15 protein-coding genes are annotated in these 22753 nt (G+C 42.3%); 9 read left to right on the top strand and 6 right to left on the bottom strand.

The window, feature by feature from the left end; all coding sequences use genetic code 11:
- The first annotated feature begins 322 nt into the window (after positions 1 to 322).
- Entirely contained in the window at positions 323 to 619 is a 297-nt protein-coding gene (locus V7K27_RS13515) for a hypothetical protein (protein ID WP_334947908.1), read from the top strand.
- Positions 620 to 640: 21 nt separating this feature from the next.
- On the opposite strand, the gene V7K27_RS13510 is transcribed toward V7K27_RS13515, so the two are convergent.
- Positions 641 to 2479: an ATP-binding protein gene (locus V7K27_RS13510; RefSeq protein ID WP_334947906.1), complete on the bottom strand. Its 1839-nt coding sequence runs from the start codon at positions 2477 to 2479 to the stop codon at positions 641 to 643.
- A gap of 459 nt (positions 2480 to 2938) precedes the next feature.
- On the opposite strand from V7K27_RS13510, the gene V7K27_RS13505 reads away from it, so the two are divergent.
- The 6 genes from V7K27_RS13505 to gshB all read left to right on the top strand — a co-directional run bounded on the left by V7K27_RS13505 (position 2939) and on the right by gshB (position 10420).
- A complete protein-coding gene (locus tag V7K27_RS13505) occupies positions 2939 to 3559 on the top strand; it encodes a pentapeptide repeat-containing protein (protein ID WP_334947904.1) in 621 nt (206 codons plus the stop codon).
- A gap of 266 nt (positions 3560 to 3825) precedes the next feature.
- Complete coding sequence (locus V7K27_RS13500; protein ID WP_334947902.1) at positions 3826 to 6174, top strand: GAF domain-containing protein; 2349 nt, start codon at positions 3826 to 3828, stop codon at positions 6172 to 6174.
- A complete protein-coding gene (locus V7K27_RS13495; protein ID WP_442947613.1) occupies positions 6168 to 6617 on the top strand; it encodes a response regulator in 450 nt (149 codons plus the stop codon). The genes V7K27_RS13500 and V7K27_RS13495 overlap by 7 nt, the downstream gene beginning before the upstream one ends.
- A 5-nt stretch (positions 6618 to 6622) precedes the next feature.
- A complete protein-coding gene (locus tag V7K27_RS13490; RefSeq protein ID WP_334947962.1) occupies positions 6623 to 8902 on the top strand; it encodes a hybrid sensor histidine kinase/response regulator in 2280 nt (759 codons plus the stop codon).
- A gap of 75 nt (positions 8903 to 8977) precedes the next feature.
- Positions 8978 to 9250 (top strand): glutaredoxin 3, encoded by a 273-nt coding sequence (grxC, locus tag V7K27_RS13485; protein WP_334947901.1) that lies wholly within the window; start codon positions 8978 to 8980, stop codon positions 9248 to 9250.
- A 195-nt stretch (positions 9251 to 9445) separates the two neighbouring features.
- Positions 9446 to 10420: a glutathione synthase gene (gene gshB / locus V7K27_RS13480; RefSeq protein ID WP_334947899.1), complete on the top strand. Its 975-nt coding sequence runs from the start codon at positions 9446 to 9448 to the stop codon at positions 10418 to 10420.
- Positions 10421 to 10742: 322 nt separating this feature from the next.
- Here gshB and V7K27_RS13475 read toward each other — a convergent pair whose 3' ends face one another.
- The 5 genes from V7K27_RS13475 to V7K27_RS13455 form a co-directional block, all read right to left on the bottom strand.
- The gene (locus V7K27_RS13475; protein ID WP_334947897.1) at positions 10743 to 11624 is read right to left on the bottom strand and encodes a pentapeptide repeat-containing protein; all 882 of its coding nucleotides are present in this window, start codon (positions 11622 to 11624) and stop codon (positions 10743 to 10745) included.
- A gap of 610 nt (positions 11625 to 12234) precedes the next feature.
- Positions 12235 to 13539 carry a cell division protein FtsZ gene (ftsZ, locus tag V7K27_RS13470; protein WP_334947896.1) on the bottom strand — a complete coding sequence of 435 codons (1305 nt, stop codon included), beginning with the start codon at positions 13537 to 13539 and terminating at the stop codon, positions 12235 to 12237.
- 60 nt (positions 13540 to 13599) lie between these two features.
- Complete coding sequence (locus V7K27_RS13465; RefSeq protein ID WP_334947894.1) at positions 13600 to 13833, bottom strand: hypothetical protein; 234 nt, start codon at positions 13831 to 13833, stop codon at positions 13600 to 13602.
- 220 nt (positions 13834 to 14053) lie between these two features.
- Positions 14054 to 14185, bottom strand: coding sequence for a hypothetical protein (locus V7K27_RS13460; RefSeq protein ID WP_334947892.1), 132 nt, complete (start codon positions 14183 to 14185; stop codon positions 14054 to 14056).
- Positions 14186 to 14693: 508 nt separating this feature from the next.
- Positions 14694 to 15527, bottom strand: coding sequence for a cell division protein FtsQ/DivIB (locus V7K27_RS13455; RefSeq protein WP_334947891.1), 834 nt, complete (start codon positions 15525 to 15527; stop codon positions 14694 to 14696).
- A gap of 678 nt (positions 15528 to 16205) precedes the next feature.
- Here V7K27_RS13455 and V7K27_RS13450 point away from each other — a divergent pair.
- Both V7K27_RS13450 and V7K27_RS13445 read left to right on the top strand, forming a co-directional pair.
- On the top strand, positions 16206 to 17537 hold the full coding sequence (locus tag V7K27_RS13450; RefSeq protein ID WP_334947889.1) for a P-loop NTPase fold protein: 1332 nt from the start codon (positions 16206 to 16208) through the stop codon (positions 17535 to 17537).
- A gap of 92 nt (positions 17538 to 17629) precedes the next feature.
- Positions 17630 to 22681 (top strand): nSTAND1 domain-containing NTPase, encoded by a 5052-nt coding sequence (locus V7K27_RS13445; RefSeq protein WP_334947887.1) that lies wholly within the window; start codon positions 17630 to 17632, stop codon positions 22679 to 22681.
- The last annotated feature ends 72 nt before the right edge of the window (positions 22682 to 22753 follow it).

Raw genomic sequence — 22753 nt, 5'->3', positions numbered from 1 at the left:
ACCGAATACCCAAGAGTCGAGTCCGTATATAGTCCAGACAAAAGAATAGTGATAACGGCATATCATGTTAACTGATATTTTTTACAGCAGATTTCAAGTTGGTGAGGTACAGAAGCTAAGTCCCAAAGCCAGGTATAAACCCTGTTTTACTTCTGAATTCTGAATTCTGGATTCTGAATTCTGAATTCTGCTGTATTTCTATTAACCTAAAAAAACTGCAAAACTCTAGCGACCTTGCAGGTTTTTAATATTCAAAAAGTTACTTTTTTTCAATAATCATCCAGAACTATTCAACCTTTTCAATACTTACTTCCCCAAACTCATGGAGTTTTTAACTGCTATCGAAGTTGAGGTCTATTTTGTTATTCACCATTCCCGTCGTTTGCGGAACATTGTAGTGAAGCGCCTTGAATTACCGGGCTTCAGTTTTAGGGTGACTCCAGATTCCACAATTGGCGGTTGTCCAATCGAAGCACTCGATATCCCACCAAGGGCAAGTCATCCAGATGGTTCACCTCGCTATGACTTGTTGAACTTTCGGCTGAGGACTAAGTTAGACTGTTCTCATTTCCAAAGTGGACAGAAAGTTTTGGTTGATAGGATTTTTTGTAGTCTGTGATATTTTCACCAGCAAAATTAATTAGCCATCTCCTCTAACTGATTCCAGTTCTGGAGACAGCGAATGTGCGTCTCTGGATGTTGAGGCAGGCAAGTAGACTGTAAATTGAGTACCTCTGCCTATCTGACTGTAAACATTGACAAAACCACCGTGATTCTTAATAATACCCAACGCCGTGGAAAGTCCTAAACCTGTACCTTTGCCTACGTCTTTAGTTGTGAAAAATGGTTCAAAAATCCGTTCCTGGATTTCCGACGACATCCCCATACCAGTATCCGTCACCACGATCGCAATATAAGAACCCACTTTTGCATTAATATTTATCTGGGCAGAATGTTCACCAATCACCAGATTTTCCGCCGCAATCCTTAAAATGCCGCCATTGGGCATGGCGTCGCGGGCGTTGACTACTAAATTTATCAGCACCTGATGTAGTTGAGTTGTGTCTCCACGGACGTACCAGAGATTTTTGGGGATATCTATTTGGCAGATGATGGATTTGGGGAATGTTTGAGCGATAATTTGCTCAATTTCTGCCATCAAGGGCTGAATCTGCACAATTGTCCGTTTACCTTCAATACCTCGTGCAAAGGACAAAACCTGCTTAAGCAAATTAGCGCCGCGTTTAACATTATTTTCTAAAGTTTGCAGTATTTGCTGACTCTGCTGGTCGGGCAATTTCTTCTGTAACAGTTGAACTGACATTAAAATTGGGGATAGTATATTGTTGAGGTCATGAGCGATACCGCCAGCTAGAGTACCAATACTTTCCAAACGTTGCGATCGCAGAAGTTGAGCTTCCAATTGTTTTTGCTGGGTTATATCTCGCATCAGTGCCAAATGCATGAACGTCCCATCAGATTCGTTACGCAGTGGTACGGCATAAGTTTCCATGTAGCGGCGGGTGCCCTTAAATCCCACAATTTCAAACTCCAAAGTCCCCTTGTTACCTTGGCAGACATTTTTATGCAAGTCGGCAAAGGCTGCTCTATACTCTGGTACAATTACGGCATCAACAGGTTTACCAATCAAAATATCAGCACTTTCTACTTCCATCATTGCCAACCCATAGGCATTAATTTCTAAAAGGGTGCCATCCCTGGCAATTAACTTGATACATTCTGGTTCTGCATCTATCATGGCTCGTAAACGATTTTCGCTTTGGCATAAGGCCAGTTCCGTCTGCTGAAGTTGCCTGATATAACGCCACAACAAGTCATACAGCAGTGCCACCAGCACCAAATCCACAATAGCCGCAATAAAAAATATAACTATCGCCTTTTGGGAACTCGCTTGTGACTGTTGCACTCCCTGCTGTAATAAATTTTGTTCCGCCTTCAAAGAGTCGTGAATCAGCTGTTGGATATCTTTGCCGATTTGCTTGTTTTTATCAGATAAGATTTGCTGTCGAACTGCTTCTAATCCCTGGTTTTGTCTGAGGTAAATTTCTTGTTGCAGGATGTTGAGCCTGTTGGTAATTTTCCGCTCCAACAAAGAAATCCACTGCTGCTTTTGATGCTTATCAGCAGTTAACTTACTGAGAATCTGAATATTGCTATTGGTTTGTTGATAGTCTGCAAGATAGGTTTGTAAATCATCTGCATCTGCTGTAATTAAGTAATTACGTTGTGCAGTTTCAGTATCTTTAAATGTAGATTGGATATTTTCAAGTTGGGTAATAACTTCATAGGAGTATGTCACCTCTTGCTGGTTGTGAATCAGCTTAACAGTGTTGCCATAGGAAACTACAGCATTAGTAAATACAACTGCCAATGCTAGGACGAATATTGCTTTTAGCTTTTGGACTCGATACCATTTTTTGAGCATACGATCGCCCTTTCTGCCGCAGATGACCTCCATTAGTTAAGATTAAAGAATACAAACAAATATTGAGAATATTTTAAGGATTTTGATAACACGGGTAGCAAAATACAATCTGTTATAGTTGTAAATATCTGGATTTTTGGGGATGATAATTTATACATATTAGTTACAAATAAATCCGCTAATTTTTAATATAAATTCATTTTTAGTACTAACGTCGCCAATGCAGTTTGGATTAGATAATTTGCCTATCCAGAACATTTGTAGAGACGTTGCATTATAACGTCTCTTGTTTGGACTCGTGATTTTTCCCTTAAACTCGTGATTTCTGATAAAAAAAATACCTATAGGACTTACGCACTTTACAAATTGAGCATCATCTGGATATCAAGCTTATTAAGATAAAAGTCTTGCCCTGCCTTGTAACGAGATGTGATGCATATTTGGTTATGTCTGTCAATGCGTAAGTCCTATATTTGATGCAGGAGTTGAAGTATGGAAAGAAGGAAAATAACTGTTGAAGAGTTGCTCAGGTGCTACGCTGCTGGAGAAAGAAACTTTACTGAAATCGAGATTGTACAAGTTACTCCCTTCATGCAAATCGATTGGTATTTTCAGGGAGTTGATTTGAGTGGAGCTAGTTTTAGAGATGGTGACTTGCACAGGATTGCTCTCTGGATGCAGGGAATCAATTTGAGTGGAGCTGATTTGAGTGGACTCGACTTGGCTTATGTCCATTTGGAGAATGCCAACTTGAGTGGAGCTAACTTGAGTGATACTTGTCTGTGGCGAGCTAGTCTTCACAGAGCTAACTTGAGCGGAGCCAATTTGAGCGGAGCTGACTTGCAGGAAGCTCACTTCTTCAAAGCTAATTTGAGTGGGTGTAATTTGAGTGGAGCTAAGATACTGGAGACTTGGTTCAATTGTGCTAACTTGACCAGTACTGACTTTAGAAAAACCCAGAAATTGTTGAGAGTTTCTTTCGCTAAAGCTAACTTGACCAAAGCTAACTTCTTTGGAGCCGATATTTGCGAAATCGAGAGAGCTATTTTTGCTGATGCCTATTTTAAAGATACCATCTTGCCCGATGGAACTACTTTGAGTAGTGATGCTTGATGTTGGGCTTTGATTAATTAAATTCACATCCGCTAGAAGGTTTGCGCCTAATTGAGGATTTATAATCCTAGAGATTTCTTCTCGCTTATTTTTTTCCGTTTGATTTTTAATATTAGAGAGAAAATCATATCTAAATTCTGATATGACCGCATAAGATCACCTTTCTGTCAATGCGTAAGTCCTAACCTATTAAAAAACGTTAAGCTACTCTTGAGATAGCCAAGCTGCTGACTGAATATTAAATTTAGATTTCTTAAGAAAACTCAATGAAAGCTAGACAAATTGATACAGAAGTGGCGAGGTTAGAAGCCCTCCGCCAGTATCAAATTCTTGATACTGAACCCGAAGAAGCCTACGACAATCTTGCTCAATTAGCGGCACTTATTTGTGAGACTCCCATCTCATTGGTAAATTTCATTGATGAAAACCGTCAGTGGTTTAAGGCAAAAGTAGGTTTAGATGTATCAGAAATGCCCCGGAGTGTTGGGTTATCTTACCTTTGCCAAGAACGGTGTAACGTTGTAGTGGTTCCTGATACCCTAGCTGATGAAGAGTTGGCAAATAATCTAGTAGTAACTGGCTATCCATATATACGTTTTTATGCAGGTGTACCCTTAATTAGCCCAAAGGGAGATATATTGGGAACTCTGTGCGTAATTGACCAAGTTCCACGGCAATTGAGCCACAAACAAGTGGAGGCGCTTGTAGCCCTGAGTCGCTTGGTAATCGACCAACTAGAACTCAGGCGTCATATAACTGAGGTATCTCAAATTACCGAGAAACTAAATTTTCCAGACATTACTGAACGGCGGAAAACGGCAGAAGCACTTCGGGAAAGTGAAGAACGTTGGCAATTAGCATTACATGGTAATAATGATGGCATTTGGGATTGGAACCTCAAGACTAATGAAGTGTTCTTCTCAACTCGATGGCAGGAAATGCTCGGTTATAAAGACCACGAAGTTTCCAACGGTTGGGATGAATGGATACAACGAATCCATCCCGATGAGCGAGATTCTGTACTTCAAGCCTTCCAAGACCACTTTGCCAAGAAAACACCGTTTTACGTCTTTTCATATCGAGTCCAATGCCAAGACGGCAGCTATAAATGGATTCTAGATCGAGGACAGGGACTTTGGGACGCATTGGGTGATATAGTGCGGATGGTGGGTTCTTATACAGATATCACAGATCGCAAGCAGGTAGAAGAAGAATTAAAGCGACAGAATTTGCGATCGCAATTATTTGCCGAAATCACTTTAAAAATTCGAGAATCTTTACAAATAGACGAAATACTTCAAACCACGGTTACAGAGGTACAAAAATTACTACAAGCTGACCGAGTTTTGATTTTTCAACTGTGGCCTGATGGTTCGGGAACAGTAGTGCAAGAGGCGGTGTTGCCTGGTTGGCCGGTAATTCTCGGAAAAAATCTGCTCGACATCTGCTTTAAAGAAGAATACCTAGAAAGATATCGCCGAGGAAGAGTCAGTGCCATTGAAGACATTGAAGTTGCTGATATTCACCCCTGCCATCGAGAATTTCTTCACCAGTTTGCTATCCGGGCTAACCTTGTAGTCCCGATTCTTGTCAGGGATAGCATTTGGGGTTTGTTGCTGGCTCATCAGTGTGCCGCACCTCGACAGTGGAATAACTTTGAGACGGAGTTGTTACAGCAACTAGGTAATCAAATTGGGATTGCTTTATCTCAAGCGCAACTATTAGAAAAAGAAACCCAGCAAAGTCAGGAACTCGCTCGTTCCAATACAGAATTGGAACAGTTTGCCTATATCGCTTCTCATGACTTGCAAGAGCCGTTGCGGATGGTAACTAGTTATTTACAACTACTAGAGCGAAGATACAAAAATCAACTAGATGCCAATGCCGATCAGTTTATCACCTACGCAGTAGATGGCGCCAACCGGATGCAGACCCTAATCAACGATTTGTTGAACTATTCCCGCGTCAGCAGCCGTGGACAGCCCTTTATACCAGTTGATTGTAGTGTTGTTTTAGAACAGGCGATCGCTAATCTTCAAATTGCGATCGCCGATAGTAGGGCAGTTGTCACTTATGATACTCTACCAGAAGTGATGGCTGATGCTACTCAACTGACACAAGTATTTCAAAACCTGATTGCCAACGCCATCAAATTTTGTCGTCATCAGCAGCCACGAGTTCATATTGGAGTGGGGAGTGGGGAGTGGGGAGTGGGGAGTGGGGAGCAGAGGAGCAGGGGAGCAGGGGGAGATGAGGGAGCAGGGGGAGATGAGGGAGCAGGGGAAGCAACAGTAACATCCCCCTCATCTCCCTCATCTCCCTCATCCCCCTCATCCCCCTCATCCCCCTCATCCCCCTCATCCCCCACTCAAAACGAATATTTGTTCTGGGTGTGCGATAATGGTATTGGTTTGGAATCTCAGTATGCTGAACGTATATTTATAATTTTTCAGCGCTTGCACGGTAGAGACAAGTATCCAGGTACTGGGATTGGTCTGGCAATTTGTAAGAAAATTATAGAACGCCACGGCGGCCGGATCTGGGTTGAGTCGAAACCGGGTCAAGGCTCGACTTTCTACTTCACAATTCCAGATAGAGCTCTTAAGCAATGGTGAGAACCATAACAGCAATTATGCCTATTGAGGTTTTGTTAGTAGAGGATAATCCTGGCGATGCCCAACTCACACGCATCGCCCTGGAAGATAGCAAAATCTCGATTCACTTGAACGTGGTCGAAGATGGTGTAGAGGCAATGGCATTCTTGCGAAAACAAGAAAAGTATGCTAAAGTAGCCCATCCACATATTGTACTACTCGATTTAAACCTGCCTAGAAAAGATGGACGGGAGGTATTAGCAGAAATTAAAGGAGATAAAAACCTCAAACGAATTCCTGTAGTAATTTTGACGACTTCTCAAGCTGAAGAAGACATCCTCAAAGCTTATAACCTTTATGCCAACTGTTATATAACTAAGCCAGTAGATTTTGATGAATTCGTTAAAATTGTCCAATCAATAGAAAATTTTTGGTTTGCGATCGTAAAACTGCCGCCGGAGTAGTGGAAATGGCAGGTAAAAATATTAAAGTCTTGTTAGTAGAAGATAACTCTAGTGATGTCTTTTTATTACAGGAGTTTTTAAAGGAAGTTACGACAGTTGTAGTTAATTTGATGCCCGTTGAGCGGCTTTCGGAAGCACTCAACTACCTAGCAAACGAAATTTTTGACGTGATTTTGTTAGACCTCTCGCTACCAGATAGCCAGGGACTTGAAACCTTTGTCATCGCTCACCATCAGGCAAAAGCAACTCCGATAATTGTGCTGACGGGTTTAGACGATGAAACCCTGGCAATTAGGGCAATGCAGCAAGGAGCGCAGGATTATTTGGTGAAAGGGCAAGTAACTGGCGACTTGCTGGTGCGCTCAATGCGTTATGCGATCGAGCGTCAACGGGCAGACGATGCACTGCGTCATAGTGAGGAGCGATTTCGGGTTGCCCTGAAAAACTCTCCAATCTTTGTCTACAACCAGGATTGGGAGTTACAGTACACTTGGGTTTATAATCCCTCCGATGGATTGATGGTTGAGGAAATGTTGGGCAAAAAAGACTTAGATATCATCCCAGTTGAAGATGCTGAACGTCTCACCATAATTAAACGTGGGGTACTAACCACGGGCATCGGAACGCGAGAAGAAGTATCAATTAGAATCAAAGATACAACTCGATATTACGATTTAACTGTCGAGCCATTGCGGAATGAGTCGCAAGAAGTTGTCGGCGTGACTTGCGCCAGTATTGATATTAGCGAACAGCAAGCGGCGCTACGCGAACGCAAATTAGCACAAGAAAAAATCCGCGAACAAGCAGCATTACTTGATGTCACCACAGATGCCATTTGCCTCCGAGATTTAAACAATCAAATTATCTTCTGGAACAAAGGCGCAGAAACACTTTACGGCTGGCAAGCTACAGAGGCTTGCGGCAAAAATGCTAGTGAGCTTTTGTATGACGAACCTTCACCAGAAATCGAAGCAGCTCTATTGCAAGTTATTAGTAAAGGTAAGTGGCAAGGTGAGTTAACTAAACTTACCAAAACTGACAAAGAAATTCTTGTTGCTAGTCGCTGGAGTCTGGTATGCGATGAACAGGGGAAACCCAAATCAATTCTCACCGTTGACACAGATATTACCGACAAAAAACATTTAGAAGCCCAATTGTTTCGCGCTCAACGCCTGGAAAGTATTGGCACTCTTGCTAGTGGCATTGCTCACGACCTCAACAATATCCTCACACCGATTCTGGCAGGAGCGCAACTATTACCACTCAAATTTCCTGATGCGGATAAACGCACCCGCCATCTACTAGAGATTTTGGAAATCAACGCTAAACGCGGCGCTGATTTAGTCAAACAAGTGCTGTCCTTTGCGCGGGGTGTGGAAGGGAAGCGCATCACTTTGCAACTCAAGCATTTAATTGTGGAAGTTGCCAAGATTCTGAAAGAGACATTTCCCAAATCTATAGAAATTAGCACTGATGTACCGCAGGATTTGTGGATGGTTTCTGGAGATAGTACCCAACTGCATCAAGTGCTGATGAACCTCTGCGTTAACGCCCGTGATGCTATGGCCAATGGCGGTAGTTTGAGTATCTCTGCCGAAAATCTATTGATTGACGAAAATTATGTCCGCATAAACCTGGAAGCCAAAGAGGGAACTTATACAGTGATTACTGTCTCCGATAGTGGAGTTGGAATTCCTAGAGAAATCTTAGATAGAATTTTCGAGCCATTCTTTACCACAAAAGATGTCGGACAAGGCACAGGGTTAGGACTTTCCACCGTCCTGGGGATCATAAAAAGTCACGGAGGTTTTGTAAACGTTTACAGCGAACCGGGAAGTGGCACTAGTTTTAAAGTTTACTTGCCAGCAGTGGGGGGAATGGAAACATTCAGCCCAGAAGATTTGCCACCACAAACAGGAAAAGGAGAATTGATTTTGGTTGTGGATGATGAAGTTGCCATTCAAGAGATTACCAGAACATCATTGGAAACTCACAACTACAAAACCCTAATTGCGAGTGATGGCATTGAGGCGATCGCGCTATACGCTAAAAATATGGACAAAATTAGTGTTGTACTAATGGATATTATGCTGCCCTCGCTGGATGGTTTAACTGCCATCCGTACCCTGCAAAAAATCAACCCCCAAGTCAGAATTATTGCCAGCAGTGGACTTATGTCTGACAATAAGCTCAGTGCAGTAGCTGCTATTGGTGTGAATACATTTTTGTCGAAGCCTTATACTGTCAATGAATTATTGCTTTCTTTACAGAAAATCCTCTCGTGAGTCAATTCACAGTGAGTGTGGGGCAACTGAAGTTTTAGCTAAAATTAAGAAGTATTAAATTAAGTTGAGGATATTATGGCTGCAAAAGTAGAAATTTACACTTGGAGGACTTGCCCGTTTTGCATTCGTGCCAAAAGTTTGCTGAAGAACAAGGGAGTTGAATTTATCGAATACACCATTGATGGAGACGAGGCAGCCAGAAATAAAATGGCTCAAAGGGCAAATGGAAAGCGCTCTTTACCGCAAATTTTCATCAACGACGATCACATTGGTGGTTGTGATGACATCCACGCTTTAGACAGTCAAGGCAAGCTGGATGAGCTACTAACTTCTAGCAATAGCGTTTAGATTCAGAAGGTTTTACGCTAGCGACAAGCCCCTGCAAATTACTTACGGGCTTTTTTCTCATGAAAGCGATATCTGTTTACAAGACTTTTCCCTCCAGGTTCTACTCCGCAGTACATATATTACGTCAATTGGTGAGATCATCAAGAGATAATAATTGAATAACTATTTAATTTCTTGGTGATTGAGGTATAAAGGGTGAAACTGGCTTTTATCATTGATCCCATCCATCAGCTTGACCCGTGTCATGATACCAGCATTGCTCTGATCGAAGCAGCGCAAATCCTGGGACACGAAGTTTGGATAACTCAGGCAAATCTGCTGAGTGTGGTGGAGGGCAAAGCTTGGGCTGTCCTACAGCGAGTCGAAGTTGTACCAGTGCAGTTGGTGGAGGGACGCTGGGTAGCGATGAATCCTTGGTATAAGTTGATCGACTCCTCCTTAACTTCTTTAGAGACAATGGATGCCGTATTTATGCGGACAGATCCACCTGTCAACGATTCCTACCTCTATGCCACCTACATTCTCGATTGCATTGACCAAAATAAAACCCTAGTGATTAACAGTCCTAGTGGTATCCGAGGGGCAAATGAAAAAATGTATGCCCTCCAGTTTACCAAAGCGATTCCAGAAACGATTGTCAGTGCTGATAAGCAGTTGATCCGGCAATTTGTCGAAGCAAAGGGGGCAGCAGTTCTCAAACCACTGGGAAACAAAGCTGGGGAAGGGATTTTGTTTTTGCAATCAGGCGATCGCAATTTTAACTCTATTGTCGAACTCAGTACCCTCCAAGGTCGAGTGCCAGTAATGGTGCAAACCTATTTACCGGAGGCAAAAGAGGGAGATAAGCGAATTATCCTGCTCAATGGCGAACCGATTGGTGCGCTCAATCGCCTCTCTAGTGGAACTGATTTTCGCAATAATATGGCAACTGGTGGCACAGTCGCTCAAACTGGAATTACCCCAAGAGAGTATGAAATCTGTACCCAATTAGCCGAACGTTTACGCCAAGACGGGTTAATTTTTGTGGGTATTGACGTTATCGGTGGCTACCTAACTGAGGTTAATGTCACCAGTCCCACCGGAATTCGTGAGATTGACCGCCTAGATGGTACTCGTCTTGGTTATCAGGTAATTGAATGGATTGAACAGACACTAAAAATCAAAAAATAATTTACATTTAGCTTTTCTTTTTGTTTCGTGTCCTTATTCACCGGAAGTCTACTTAGTTAAGGTGAGTTCGACAAATCTTGTTTGACCTCTCAAGAGCAGCCCCTCGACCTTGGTGTCAGCCTGCCGTTAGGCAAGCCCAGAGGGGAGTAAAAAGCTTAATTTTTCGTTGCTCCTCCCTTTCAGTTTCGGAGAGGGAGGCTGTCCGGGAGAGGTTCATCGAACTCACGTTTAGTTAAATGATAATTATGCAGAGGGAGGAAAAGGCTGCTTTAATTTGCCTTTTCCTCCCTTTTTTCTCCTTTAGACATAGAACTTACAACTCTTAACATCCGTTATTTCGAGTACTTCCATCTGGCATGATAGTTCTACAAAAGATTGCACCATCAAAACAACCCCCGTGGTCATCATCTTCCATATATGCTCCTTCAAAACTTGCATCACTTAAATTAACGGTAATGAAGGAGTTGTAAGCTAAAGCTGCCTCCTTAAAAACAGCGCCACTCAGGTCAGCAAAATCAAAAAACGATGTTTGAATTCTTGAGCTTTCAAAATTACAGTTTCTCAAATCAGCATAACGCAATTCAGACTCTGTAAGCCAGAAACGCAGAACACTACCGCTCAATCTGATTCCTGTTAAATCTAAACCCCCAGACTCAAACGTGAAAATTCTTTCTCCTGAGTCATAGCGTTTTTGTAATGATTCAACAGCCTCGCTCGGATGATAGTTATAACTCTCAATATCTCCATTAGGCAATATGGTTTCATGAAAAATTACGTCAGCGTAATTCCAATCCCAATTAGCATTTGTGAAAATTGCTTGGCGACAGAATGAACCAGCCAAGTTACATTCTTGTATTGTCGCTTCCATGAAATTTGTCCTAACTAGACTAGAGTCACAAAGAAGCGTTTTAGTTAAATCAGCATTGGTTAAATTACTTTCGTTAAAGTTAGTTGCCTCTATTTGTGAGTTACTTAAATTAGCATTGCTTAAATTGGCAGAACCTAAGTAGCAAAACCTCAGATTAGCACCGCTTATGTTTGCATTGCTTAAATTGGTCGCCATCAAACAAGTAGATTCAAGCCAAGCTTGATTTAGATTGATGCCGCTGAGGTCAAGGTGATTTAGCTGAATACCTCTCAAAACAACCTTAGAAAAATCTCGTTCTCCTGATTCGTAACGTCTGAGAAACTCTTCAGCATTCATTACACACTTCAAAATATAGGAGTTTCAGACCATGTTGGATAATTTTACAAGACATAGGCTCGATGTGCTTTAGGGAGAGAGGTGATACCGTGCTAGCTCTCTCTTGCCAAAAGTGCGATTATCATTCTTATTAGCACTTGAATATAAGTTTAATGGATCGCAAGGGGTAGATGTAGCGATCGCATCTTTGATCTTTAGTCGGGCAGGTCTTCCTGTTTTTTTGTACCAAAAGCATAGCTGGACATGGGAGCCAGCAGACTCCTGCCCAAGTTTATTCTATAAAGTAGCGTTGACGAGTTTTTTTACCAATTGGCAAAATTGGGTATGGCAACGCATTGCTTACCCCTGCCTTTGGTAAAACCCTGGAACTAGGAGATTTTATACAGCACTCAGCCTGACCTGAGACTGCTAATTTCATCTAAAAATTCAAATCCAAAATCTCTTAACGAACTTTGGGGTTTAAGTCCCCTGTCTCTACAGGCAGCGCGTTTTGTGTCGGAGTCTGTCTTGAGAAATCGCTCCACTTGGGCAAAGCCCAAGACCGCGTTTCTCGCTAAATCCCTGTCACAAAACGTAATTGCGAATTGCGAATTGCGAATTGCGAATTGGTTTAACTCCTTGGTGTACGTCGGTTTTTCAGAAAATCAGGTATATCCAATCCAGGTTTTTCTTTTGGTTCTGGAGTTGGAGTTGGAGTTGGGGTTGAAGTTGGGGGATTAACTGCGGGTTGCTGTGTTGTTGGTCGCTTCGAGGTATTAGGTGCTACCCGAATGTTAGCCACGTTTTGTTGTACCACCGCTTGCACTTCACCTGTAAACCCGGTGGCAATTACAGTAATTCTTACCTCACCTTGGAGTCTGTCATCAATTACAGCCCCAAAAATAATATTGGCGTTGGGATCAACTACTTCATAGATTGCTTCTGCGGCTGCATTCACTTCATGCAGGGTGAGGTCAGTACCACCAGTAATATTAAAGACAACCCCTCTAGCGCCTTCAATAGAACATTCTAGCAACGGAGAAGAAATAGCTGCGATCGCAGCTTCTCTGGCTCTAGATTTACCAGAACTCACTCCAATTCCCATCAATGCCGATCCCGCATCTGCCATCACAGCTCGGACATCAGCAAAGTCAACGTTTACTAAACCGGGGATCGTGATGATATCAGAAATACCTTGCACCCCTTGACGCAGCACATCATCTGCATAGCGAAAAGCTTCTTGCACAGGCGTTTGTTCGGGGATCACTTCCAGCAGTTTGTTGTTAGGAATAATGATCAGCGTATCTACTCTACTTTTTAGTCCATCAATACCTTGTTCCGCTTGGCTGGTGCGGCGGCGTCCCTCAAATACAAATGGACGTGTGACTACACCAACAGTAAGAGCGCCCATTTCTTTGGCTATTTCTGCCACAATCGGGGCTGCACCCGTCCCAGTACCACCACCCATACCAGCAGTGATAAATACTAAGTCTGCACCCTCTAAAGCTGTAGCAATTTCGTCCCGTGATTCCTCAGCTGCCTTTTGACCAATAGCAGGATTACCACCTGCTCCCAAACCCCGCGTTAGCTTCTGTCCAATTTGCAATCGACTTGGAGCGCCAGCTAAGGTAAGAGCTTGGGCATCAGTATTAATTGACCAAAACTCTACCCCAGAGACATCAGACTCGATCATCCGGTTAACAGCATTCCCACCACCACCACCGACACCAATCACTTTGATGTTGGCGACCCGACCAGGAACAATCTCCCCAATTCGGCTATTTTCCGTAGAAATCTTCTTATTATCGTGATTTTGTCCGAAGTTCAGCCCAGAGTTATTAAAAGGATTAGTCGAGTTAACTGCCAGAGAGAATCCCGGCTGTCCCGCAGATTGGGAATTTTTATAGGTAAGTCCTTGGTTATTATCAAGTGTCATTGGATTTGTGAAAGGGTAGATAAACGACTTTTTCAGGTGTTATTCACCTCAGAGTCAACTTTAGTTTGACAGTGCCACAATACTATGGCACTGTTCCTTATTGTTTTCACTACTGCCAAGCCTAACAGAATTGGCAGGGCGAAAATTTGCTATGGGATAAGCTTTGAACGCAGCCGATCGCACAGCCAATTCTAGAGAAGTATACCGACATTTATCTAAAATTGACTTGTATAACTTCAACCAGACATTAATCTCTTCATTCTTCTCAGTGGAAGGCATAACTTGTAAAGACATACTATAGCGCCTCTTCTCTGCCTCAACAATAATATTGTTAATAGGTTTCACCATTGGGGATGATTGCAACTTTAGACACAAAACTTCCGTTATACTTACTTATCCTTAAGGTTCAAGTCAGCAAGAATTTACTTGTCAGACTATACCTGATTAACTTGTTCTTTGGGTGGTCTTAATGGACACTTTGTTGCAGCAATAGTCTATCCTACGAGAACTCTCACTAGTGTGATGAATGGGGAGTGGGGAGTGGGGAGTGGGGAGTGGGGAGTGGAGAAACTAAACCGCTTAACATCGGGTAGCCAGTCTCGTGGGCGGGTTTCCCGACTTGAGAGAACCGGTATCGGGGTTTCAACCTCCCTTGGAAAATAGGGATTTTTTCGCCCACCCTTCTCTACGAGACGCTACGCGAACGGCAAGTGTTAAAGTAAGCCCTTCGACAGAGCTACGGGTAACACCTGTCGAACTGCTCAGGGCATCGCAAGGGGCGATGCTTAAAACCTTGTTTCGGGGCTAGTTTTCTCTTCTACTCCCTACTCCCTACTCCCTACTCCCTACTCCCTACTCCCTACTCCCTACTCCTTACTCCCTACTCCCTACTCCCTACTCCCTACTCCCTACTCCCTACTCCCTACTCCCTACTCCCTACTCCCTACTCCCTACTCCCTACTCCCTACTATTAGATGTTAGGGTAACAATTGAGAATGTTTTACTTGCAATAGAGATTTTATGATTGATCTTCTCATTTTAATTAGAAGTTAATGCCGATTTTCGTGCGGTTTGCCAGAAAACTGAAAATAATAAATATATTTATCAGCATAAAGCTTCTTATTTTACTCGGAGCTATCAATACATTAAACACGCTAGATGTTTTTAGGGATTTTGGGAGTTAATTTTTGGTCTTTTTGGTTCATTTGTACTAAGGGAAATTCGGGATTTTTCAGATCAATATACTCTATTTGACTGGAATTGAGTTTTGCTCCTAAATGGCGCATTTGAGCGAGTACCTTAATTTGTTCAGACAACTGGGGGCCTGGAGCGCCGAGATGCACATTTCCTAGTTCTGTTTTCAAAATTAAATTCGTGGGATTTCGACAATCAATTTCCATTACGTTCACGGGACTTTGGCTGATAGCTTGATGAAGTTGAGTCCAGTAAAGGCAGTATTGTTTTGACGAGCCAATTACTCTGAGATTGGGTAATTTCCTAGTGGGATTCAGTGATGTGTATTTTTCTAAAGGCATCCAGACCCCACTTGCATCTAGTAAGCCGATTATTACTTTTTTGTTACCAGATGTTTGAGTCACCGCTACAGGAACTCGTTCTTGGATTTCAATGATTAACCCAGGAGGAAACAGGCGGCGTCTGACGATCGCTTCGGCAATAGTTGGTTGTTTCTTCAAAGAGTTAGCGATCGCCGCAGGTTCAATCCGCCACAAAGACTGGGGGTAAGATAGCACCAACAATGACTGAGCCGTTTCATCCGACAGTAATTTATCACCTGATTTCATCAGTATTTGTTTGGGAGCTTTTAGCATCCACACTGGTTGCACTGCCACCCAGAATAATCCACTCGTCAAACCAATAATGGCAAAGGTTCGCCAAATCGCCTGAATAATTTTCATCCGCCTCTGCCGACGTAATTTCTGACGACGCTGGGCTAGATTCGTGCGGGAAACTGATATTATGCCAGCCATTCAAACCCCTTTGTGGTTGCAATCTAAATTCCTTGACGCGATCGGATCATTCTTAATTTCAGTAAACAGTGTTGGCATCTGTTAGCCGATCTCCTCAATACTTTTTTATTTTTAGTAACACTTTACAGTAACTACACAGATTATGGCGCTAGCGATCGCTCCGATTCAAGTTTCCAGTGTCCATTTTTAACTGACTGTAGTCTTTTTGACAAGTTATTTTTGAAGATTTTTCCCTAAAGATTACCAAATATTAATTTAGATGTTGAGGATTTTGTTCCCTTGACAAATTTAACATGCAATGATATATAGGTATTCCTGAATCTCTGTGTACTTTGCTATAATTCATACTAGTTCTACTCATCAGCCATACAAACTGAGAACCATGTTAGCTTGTAGCTTTTTTTACTGATTCACTAAGCCCTAAAGGTTTCTGGCAGGTAAAACAAAAGCTAGAGATTGTCAAAACCTCAATACCAGGTGTAAAAATTAAGGACAGATATGCTTAAGGTTGTTAGGGTCAATTAAATCTCTACTAGACTACTGACAGTGAAGCTGCTTTAATTGCTGTCTTTTTTAAGACACAATCAACTTGCGAGTTAATCGGATGCCTACATCCCGGATAGAGACTACTTGTATAAAAACACGGATTAAACTGCATCTACATACACATCTACATACATGAAAACGACATTAAATTTATCACGTTTTTATAAAGCATGTAACCCCAGCTACACGCTAAATATAAGTAACGTCCTAGATCGGCAGTATTACATAGATTTTGCTGATGTACGTGGTTGCAAGATTGTCGAAGAATTGCAACGAACTATTGTTCGGATTTCTCCTGATGAGCCAACCTGTCAGTTATTTACGGGTCATATTGGCTGCGGTAAGTCAACGGAATTGCAGCGCCTGAAGACAGAACTAGAATTGGCGGGATTTCATGTGGTTTATTTTGAGTCGAGTCAAGACTTAGACATGGCGGATATTGATGTCAGCGATATTTTGCTGAGTGTAGCCCGTCAAGTCAGTGCCAGTTTAGAAGGCATTAACATCAAACTCAAAGCTGGTTACTTTACCAATTTGCTTAAAGAAGTAGGCGATTTTTTGCAAACCCCCATAGAACTTTCTGGACAAGCAGAGTTGTCCTTGGGTATTGCCAAAATTACTGCCAAAACCAAAGATAGCACCCAGATGCGGAATCAACTGAGGCAATATCTGGAACCACGTACCAATAGTATTTTGCAGGCGATTAACGAAGAAATTTTAGAAAAGGCTGTTGAACAGCTAAAACTGCGGGGTCAAAAAGGACTAGTAGTGATTGTAGATAATTTGGATCGAGTGGATATGCGTCCCTTAGCATCGGGGCGATCGCAACCAGAATATCTTTTCATCGACCGAGGCGAACAGTTACGCCGACTCAAATGCCACTTAGTTTACACAATTCCCCTAACCTTAATTTTCTCCAATGAGTATGAGACACTGAAAAATCGCCTGGGGGGAGGGATTGCGCCAAAAGTACTGCCGATGGTATTAGTGCGGCAAAGAGATGGCAGTGATTATGAACCAGGGATGTCACTAGTGCGCCAGTTAGTTTTAGCAAGAGCTTTTCCAGAAGTTGCTTTGAATGGCAGGCTTTTATTAATTACAGAATTATTCGATCACCCTCAAACTTTGGATCGTTTATGTCGCGTTAGTGGTGGTCACATTCGTAACTTATTGGGTTTACTTTATAGCTGCCTACAACGACAAGATCCGCCTTTTTCTCAAGACTGCTTAGAAGCCGTAATTAAGGACTACCGCGACGATCTGCTATTAGCTATTGATGAATTCCAGTGGGAATTATTGTTTGAAGTAGTGCAGCAGCAGAGAGTTAAAGGTGAGTCTGATTACCAGAGTTTACTAAGAAGTATGTATCTGTTTGAATACCGCGATCCTCTAGGACGCTGGTTTGGCATCAGTCCAGCCTTAGCAGAAACAGAAAAAGTTTTGGCTTGGCAACAAAAGAAGTAACTAGTCATTAGTCATTAGTCATTAGTCATTGGACTAATAACTAATGCCCAATGCCCAATGCCCCATGCCCAATGCCCCATGCCCAATAACCAATGAGTAATGACAAACAGCTACACATCTACAGTAAAGAAAATCAGCAAACTTTGCAAAGACTGATTAGAGCGATCGCGCTTTCCGAAGGTCAATTTACCCTGATTTTAGTTCGATGTAACTATGGGCTATTACGTGAGCAAATGTTAGAGAATGTTCGCTCCATCAGCAAAGACATCTATATCAGAGAAATCGTTCTCAATCCATTAACTACTTCCTTACATAGCACAATCATCTCAGAACTATCTTTAGATAATCCTGCCGTCCTTACAGACTCTTTGCCATCTGCTGTCATGGTTTTCGGTATTGAGTCAATTATCGACCTGGAAAACTTACTTACAGGCATCAACCAAGCACGAGATATCTATGCCGCGACTTTTCCATTTCCCGTAGTGTTGTGGCTACAAGATGAAGTAGCATCATTGCTTTCTAAATTAGCGCCTGATTTCAAAAGCTGGGCTGCAACCACTATTAAATTTGAAATGGCCAAAGCAGATTTAATTGCTTTGATCCGTCAAGAAGCAGAATCTCTATTTGACAAAGTTTTAGAAGCAGGTGCCGAAACATTTTTATCTAATGCCTTCCTCGATTTAGATCCTAAGTCGCAACACCGCCACGAAATAGAATCAGCCCGTAATGATTTGCTGCGCCTGTATGGTGTTCAATTAACACCAGGATTAGAAGCTAGTTTAGAATTTGTGTTGGGGCGAGATAAATACGCCAACGATCAAATTAATGGCGCTTTAGCCAATTATCAAAGAAGCCTAGCGTTGTGGCAGCAGGAAGCAACCAGAGTGGCAGAATCGGAGAGTAATTCTTCTTTGCCCCTCTCATCCCCTTATTTCGTAGCTCCTTCAGCTTTACTCAAGCAAGCAATAGTACTATTCCACCTGGGGCTGTGTTATCACCGAATGGCAGACTTATACCACAATAATAATAGTAACTATTGTGAACATGCTCTCTTATGGTTTAAACAGTGTTTAGAGCTATTGGAGCAGGTACAAAGAGAAGACTTAGTTGCTAAATTTATTTCGCCTGCTTGTGAAATGCTGCAACGCTTACAAGCTTGGAATGACTTAAAAGAATTAGCTCAAAAGTCATTAAGTCTACATCAAACTTATGGAACTCCCTCACAAGTTGCTCAAAATTATGGCTTTTTAGCAAATGTGGCGCTTTCCGAGTCGAATTGGTTATTGGCTTATGAATTAGCGAATACAGCACTTTCTATCTCCGAAGAAGTAACACAAGTTTCTCTGCGAGACGCTTTGCGAAGACGACGACAAGAAAGTTGGTATCTTCTCTTGCTAGCACGTACACAGAGACATCTGGGTGAGTCGGAGGAAGCTATCAATAACTTGGAATGGGCGAGGATAGTTTGTGAACTACAACATCAGCCATCACTTTACTTAGAGATTTTAGAGGAATTGCGATCGCTTTACTTTGTTGAGCGTCATGACTATACAGAAGCCTTTAAGCTGAAGCAAGAAAAAATTCAAATAGAACATCAGTATGGCTTTCGCGCCTTCATCGGTGCAAGTCAATTGCAGCCGCAACGCCCCAGAATTAACCCAGTACTAGAACCTCACAAAATACCGTTTATTCCTGAAGAAATTGCCCAAGAAATATCTGCTTCTGGACGGCAGCAAGATGTTAATCGCTTAATTGAAAGAATTACCCGCGCTGACTACAAACTTACAGTAATTTATGGGCCATCAGGTGTAGGTAAAAGTTCAATTCTCAAAGCTGGTTTAGTCCCCGCACTCAAGGGAAAAGCTATCGGTGAACGTATTCCTATACCTATTGTTTTGTCTGTTTATACTGATTGGATTACAATCTTGATCGGCAGTATCAACCAAGCGCTGGCATACACAGGAATATCAGTTAATATTGACTCTACACCCACTTTACTGCTTGAAAAAATTCGGTTAGCATCTGAGCGCAATTATACAATAATTATCATATTAGATCAGTTCGAAGAATTTTTTTTTGTTAGTAATCCTCCCACACAAAGAATAGAATTTTATAATTTTTTTACTGAATGTTTAAATATTTCATTTGTAAAAATTATTCTTTCGTTAAGAGAAGACTATTTACATCATTTATTAGAATTTGAACGTTTGAGCCAGAAAAATACTACTGGATTATATGATTTAGGAGTAATTAATAAAAATATTCTCGATAAGGACATTCGCTACTATTTAGGAAAATTCTCTAGCCAGGATGCCAAAGCCATAATTCAGAGTCTTACTAAACGTTCACATTATGAACTGAGTGAGGAATTAATTAACCGATTAGTCCAGGATTTGACAGGAGAACTAGACGAAGTACATCCAATTGAATTACAAATAGTTGGCGCTCAACTACAAATAGAAAACATTACCACACTCGGACAATACAAGCTTTCGGGCGGCTCGACAAAATTGGTGGAACGCTGGCTTGGGGAAGTTATCAAAGACTGCGGTCAGGAAAACGAAGAGTTAAGTTGGAAATTATTATTTGAGTTAACTGATGAAAAGGGGACGCGACCGTTAAAAACTAAAGCTGATTTAGCGGCGGCATTAGTTAATAATTATGATATAGATACAATCTCAAGCTTTGACACAGTTGGGGAACTCATTTTAGAAATATTGGTGGGTTCAGGGTTGGTATTGCGAATCAGAGAAGAGTTAGGCGATCGCTACCAGCTAGTTCACGATTATTTAGTTGAACCAATTCGCCAAAAAAACAACTATGGCATGGTTGCCGAATTAGAAAAAGTAAAACTTGAAAAAACGAAAGCTGAAGTAGCCCAAAAAGTTAGTGAAAAGCAACTCAATTTTGTATTGCAACGGCGACTGCGGGAAGCACGGATTGTAGGCGCAATCCTGGCAATCATGGGAGGAACAATAGCAGCATTATGGTGGCAAGCCGACTTACAAAAAAGAGCAGCAATTAGCCAAACTCTACGAGCTGAACACAGTGAAACCAACTTGAAAATTAGTGCGATCGCTGCTGCTAGCGAAGCTTTGTTTGCGTCTAATAAAGAGTTTGATGCCCTATTAGAAGGTTTGCGGGCTTGGAGAGGACTTAAACAGGCAGATGACGTGCAGCCAGATACTCGAATGCGGGTCGTGACAGCCCTGCAACAAGCAGTTTATGGCGTAACAGAGGTTAACCGCCTGGAAGGGCATACTGATGTTGTCTGGGGAGTAACTTTCAGCCCAGATGGTCAGTTGCTAGCATCAGGTAGCCGAGATAAGACGGTGAAACTTTGGCGTCCTGATGGAACCTTACTCCAAACCCTCAAAGGTCACACTGATGCTGTTACTTGTGTAAGTTTTAGCCCTGATGGTCAAACTCTAGCCTCCGCCAGTCTCGACAAAACAGTGCAAATCTGGCGCAAAAACCCGATTACAGGTGAATTTGACCCCAAGCCATATAAAACCCTGAAAGGATACGGAGATTGGGTTTATAGCGTTAGTTTCAGTCCTGATGGCGAATTGTTAGCTACTGGTAGTAACGATAGAACTGTAAAACTCTGGCGTAAAGACGGTAGCTTAGTAAAAATATTGAGAGGACATCAAGGGTGGGTTAACTGGGTAAACTTCAGTCCCGATGGTCAATTCATCGCCTCCGCTAGTGACGACAAGACAGTGAAAATCTGGCGGCGGGACGGTAGCCTCGTTACAACTTTGCAGGGACATCAGCAGGGTGTAACTGTAGCTGTTTTCAGCCCAGACGGTAAATTCTTGGCATCAACAGGTCGAGATAAAACAGTGAGACTTTGGCGACGGGAAAGTAACAGCACTAAAGACGGTTTTGACTTTCGTCCTTACAAAACTTTACGACACCATAGCGATATAGTGTGGAGTTTGAACTTTAGTTCCGATAGTAAAAAGTTAGCTTCTGCAAGTGAAGACAAAACCATAGACCTCTGGAGTATCACTGGTACTTTACTCAAAACCTTCAAAGGACACAGCGATGGTGTTGTCAGCATCGCTTTCAGTCCAAATAACAAATTGCTGGCTTCAGGAAGTTATGACAAAAGTGTGAAACTATGGAGTTTAGATGCCCCAACACCGTCTATTCTTCAAGGGCATCGCAAGCGAGTTTTAAGCGTTGCTTGGAGTCACGATGGCCGGATGCTAGCTTCTGGTAGTAGCGATCGCACTATCAAACTTTGGCAACGATACACCAGTAATGGCGAGGTCAAAACCCGACTTTACAAAACTTTAGTGGGACACACAAATCAAGTTTCTAGTGTCAGTTTTGACCCCAAAGGTGAAATGCTGGCCTCAGGAAGTTATGACAAAACTGTGAAACTTTGGCGGCTTGATGGTACTTTAATCATGACTCTCCGAGGGCATACCGATAGTGTGATGAGCGTGAATTTCAGTCCTGATGGTCAGTTGTTGGCATCAGCTAGCAAAGATAAAACAGTGAAACTTTGGAACCGTCAGGGCAAGTTGCTCAAAACCTTAGTGGGGCATCAGGGTTGGGTAAATAGCGTCAGCTTCAGCCATGATAGTCAGGTTTTAGCCTCTGCCAGTGATGACCGAACTGTTAAACTTTGGCAACGGGATGGTACTTTACTCAAAACTTTCTCGCCCAATGACAGCTGGGTGATGGGTGTCAGCTTTAGTCCCAATGACGAGTTAGTGGCTTCTGCCAGCTGGGATAACACCGTGAAACTGTGGCGACGGGATGGTACGTTGTTCAAAACCTTATTAAAGGGGTCTAGCGATAGCTTCAATGCCGTGACTTTCAGCCCGAATGGTGAATTGCTCGCCGCCGCCAATTGGGACGGTACTGTGAAACTCTGGAGCAGTGACGGCAAATTAATTAAAAGTCTCAATGGGCATCCCACTTCAGTATTAAGTGTCAGTTTTAGCCCAGATGGTCAAACACTAGCATCAGCTAGTGATGACAAGACGATAATTCTGTGGAATTTAAATCTTGATGATCTGCTTGTTCGTGGTTGTAGCTGGGTGGGCGATTACCTCAAACACAACCGCAATCTTGAAGAGAGCGATCGCCTTCTTTGTGATGGTATAACTCGTAAAAACCCTTTTTAATTACAAATTACGAATTACGAATTACGAATTAGATTAAAGCCTCAACCAGCAACCGCTCTTGGTTTAGCGGTT

The organism is Nostoc sp., assembly GCF_036919575.1.
Lineage (GTDB): Bacteria > Cyanobacteriota > Cyanobacteriia > Cyanobacteriales > Nostocaceae > Nostoc.
The sequence above is the reverse complement of the archived record's forward strand: the minus strand, read 5'-3'. Positions and strand labels throughout refer to the sequence as shown.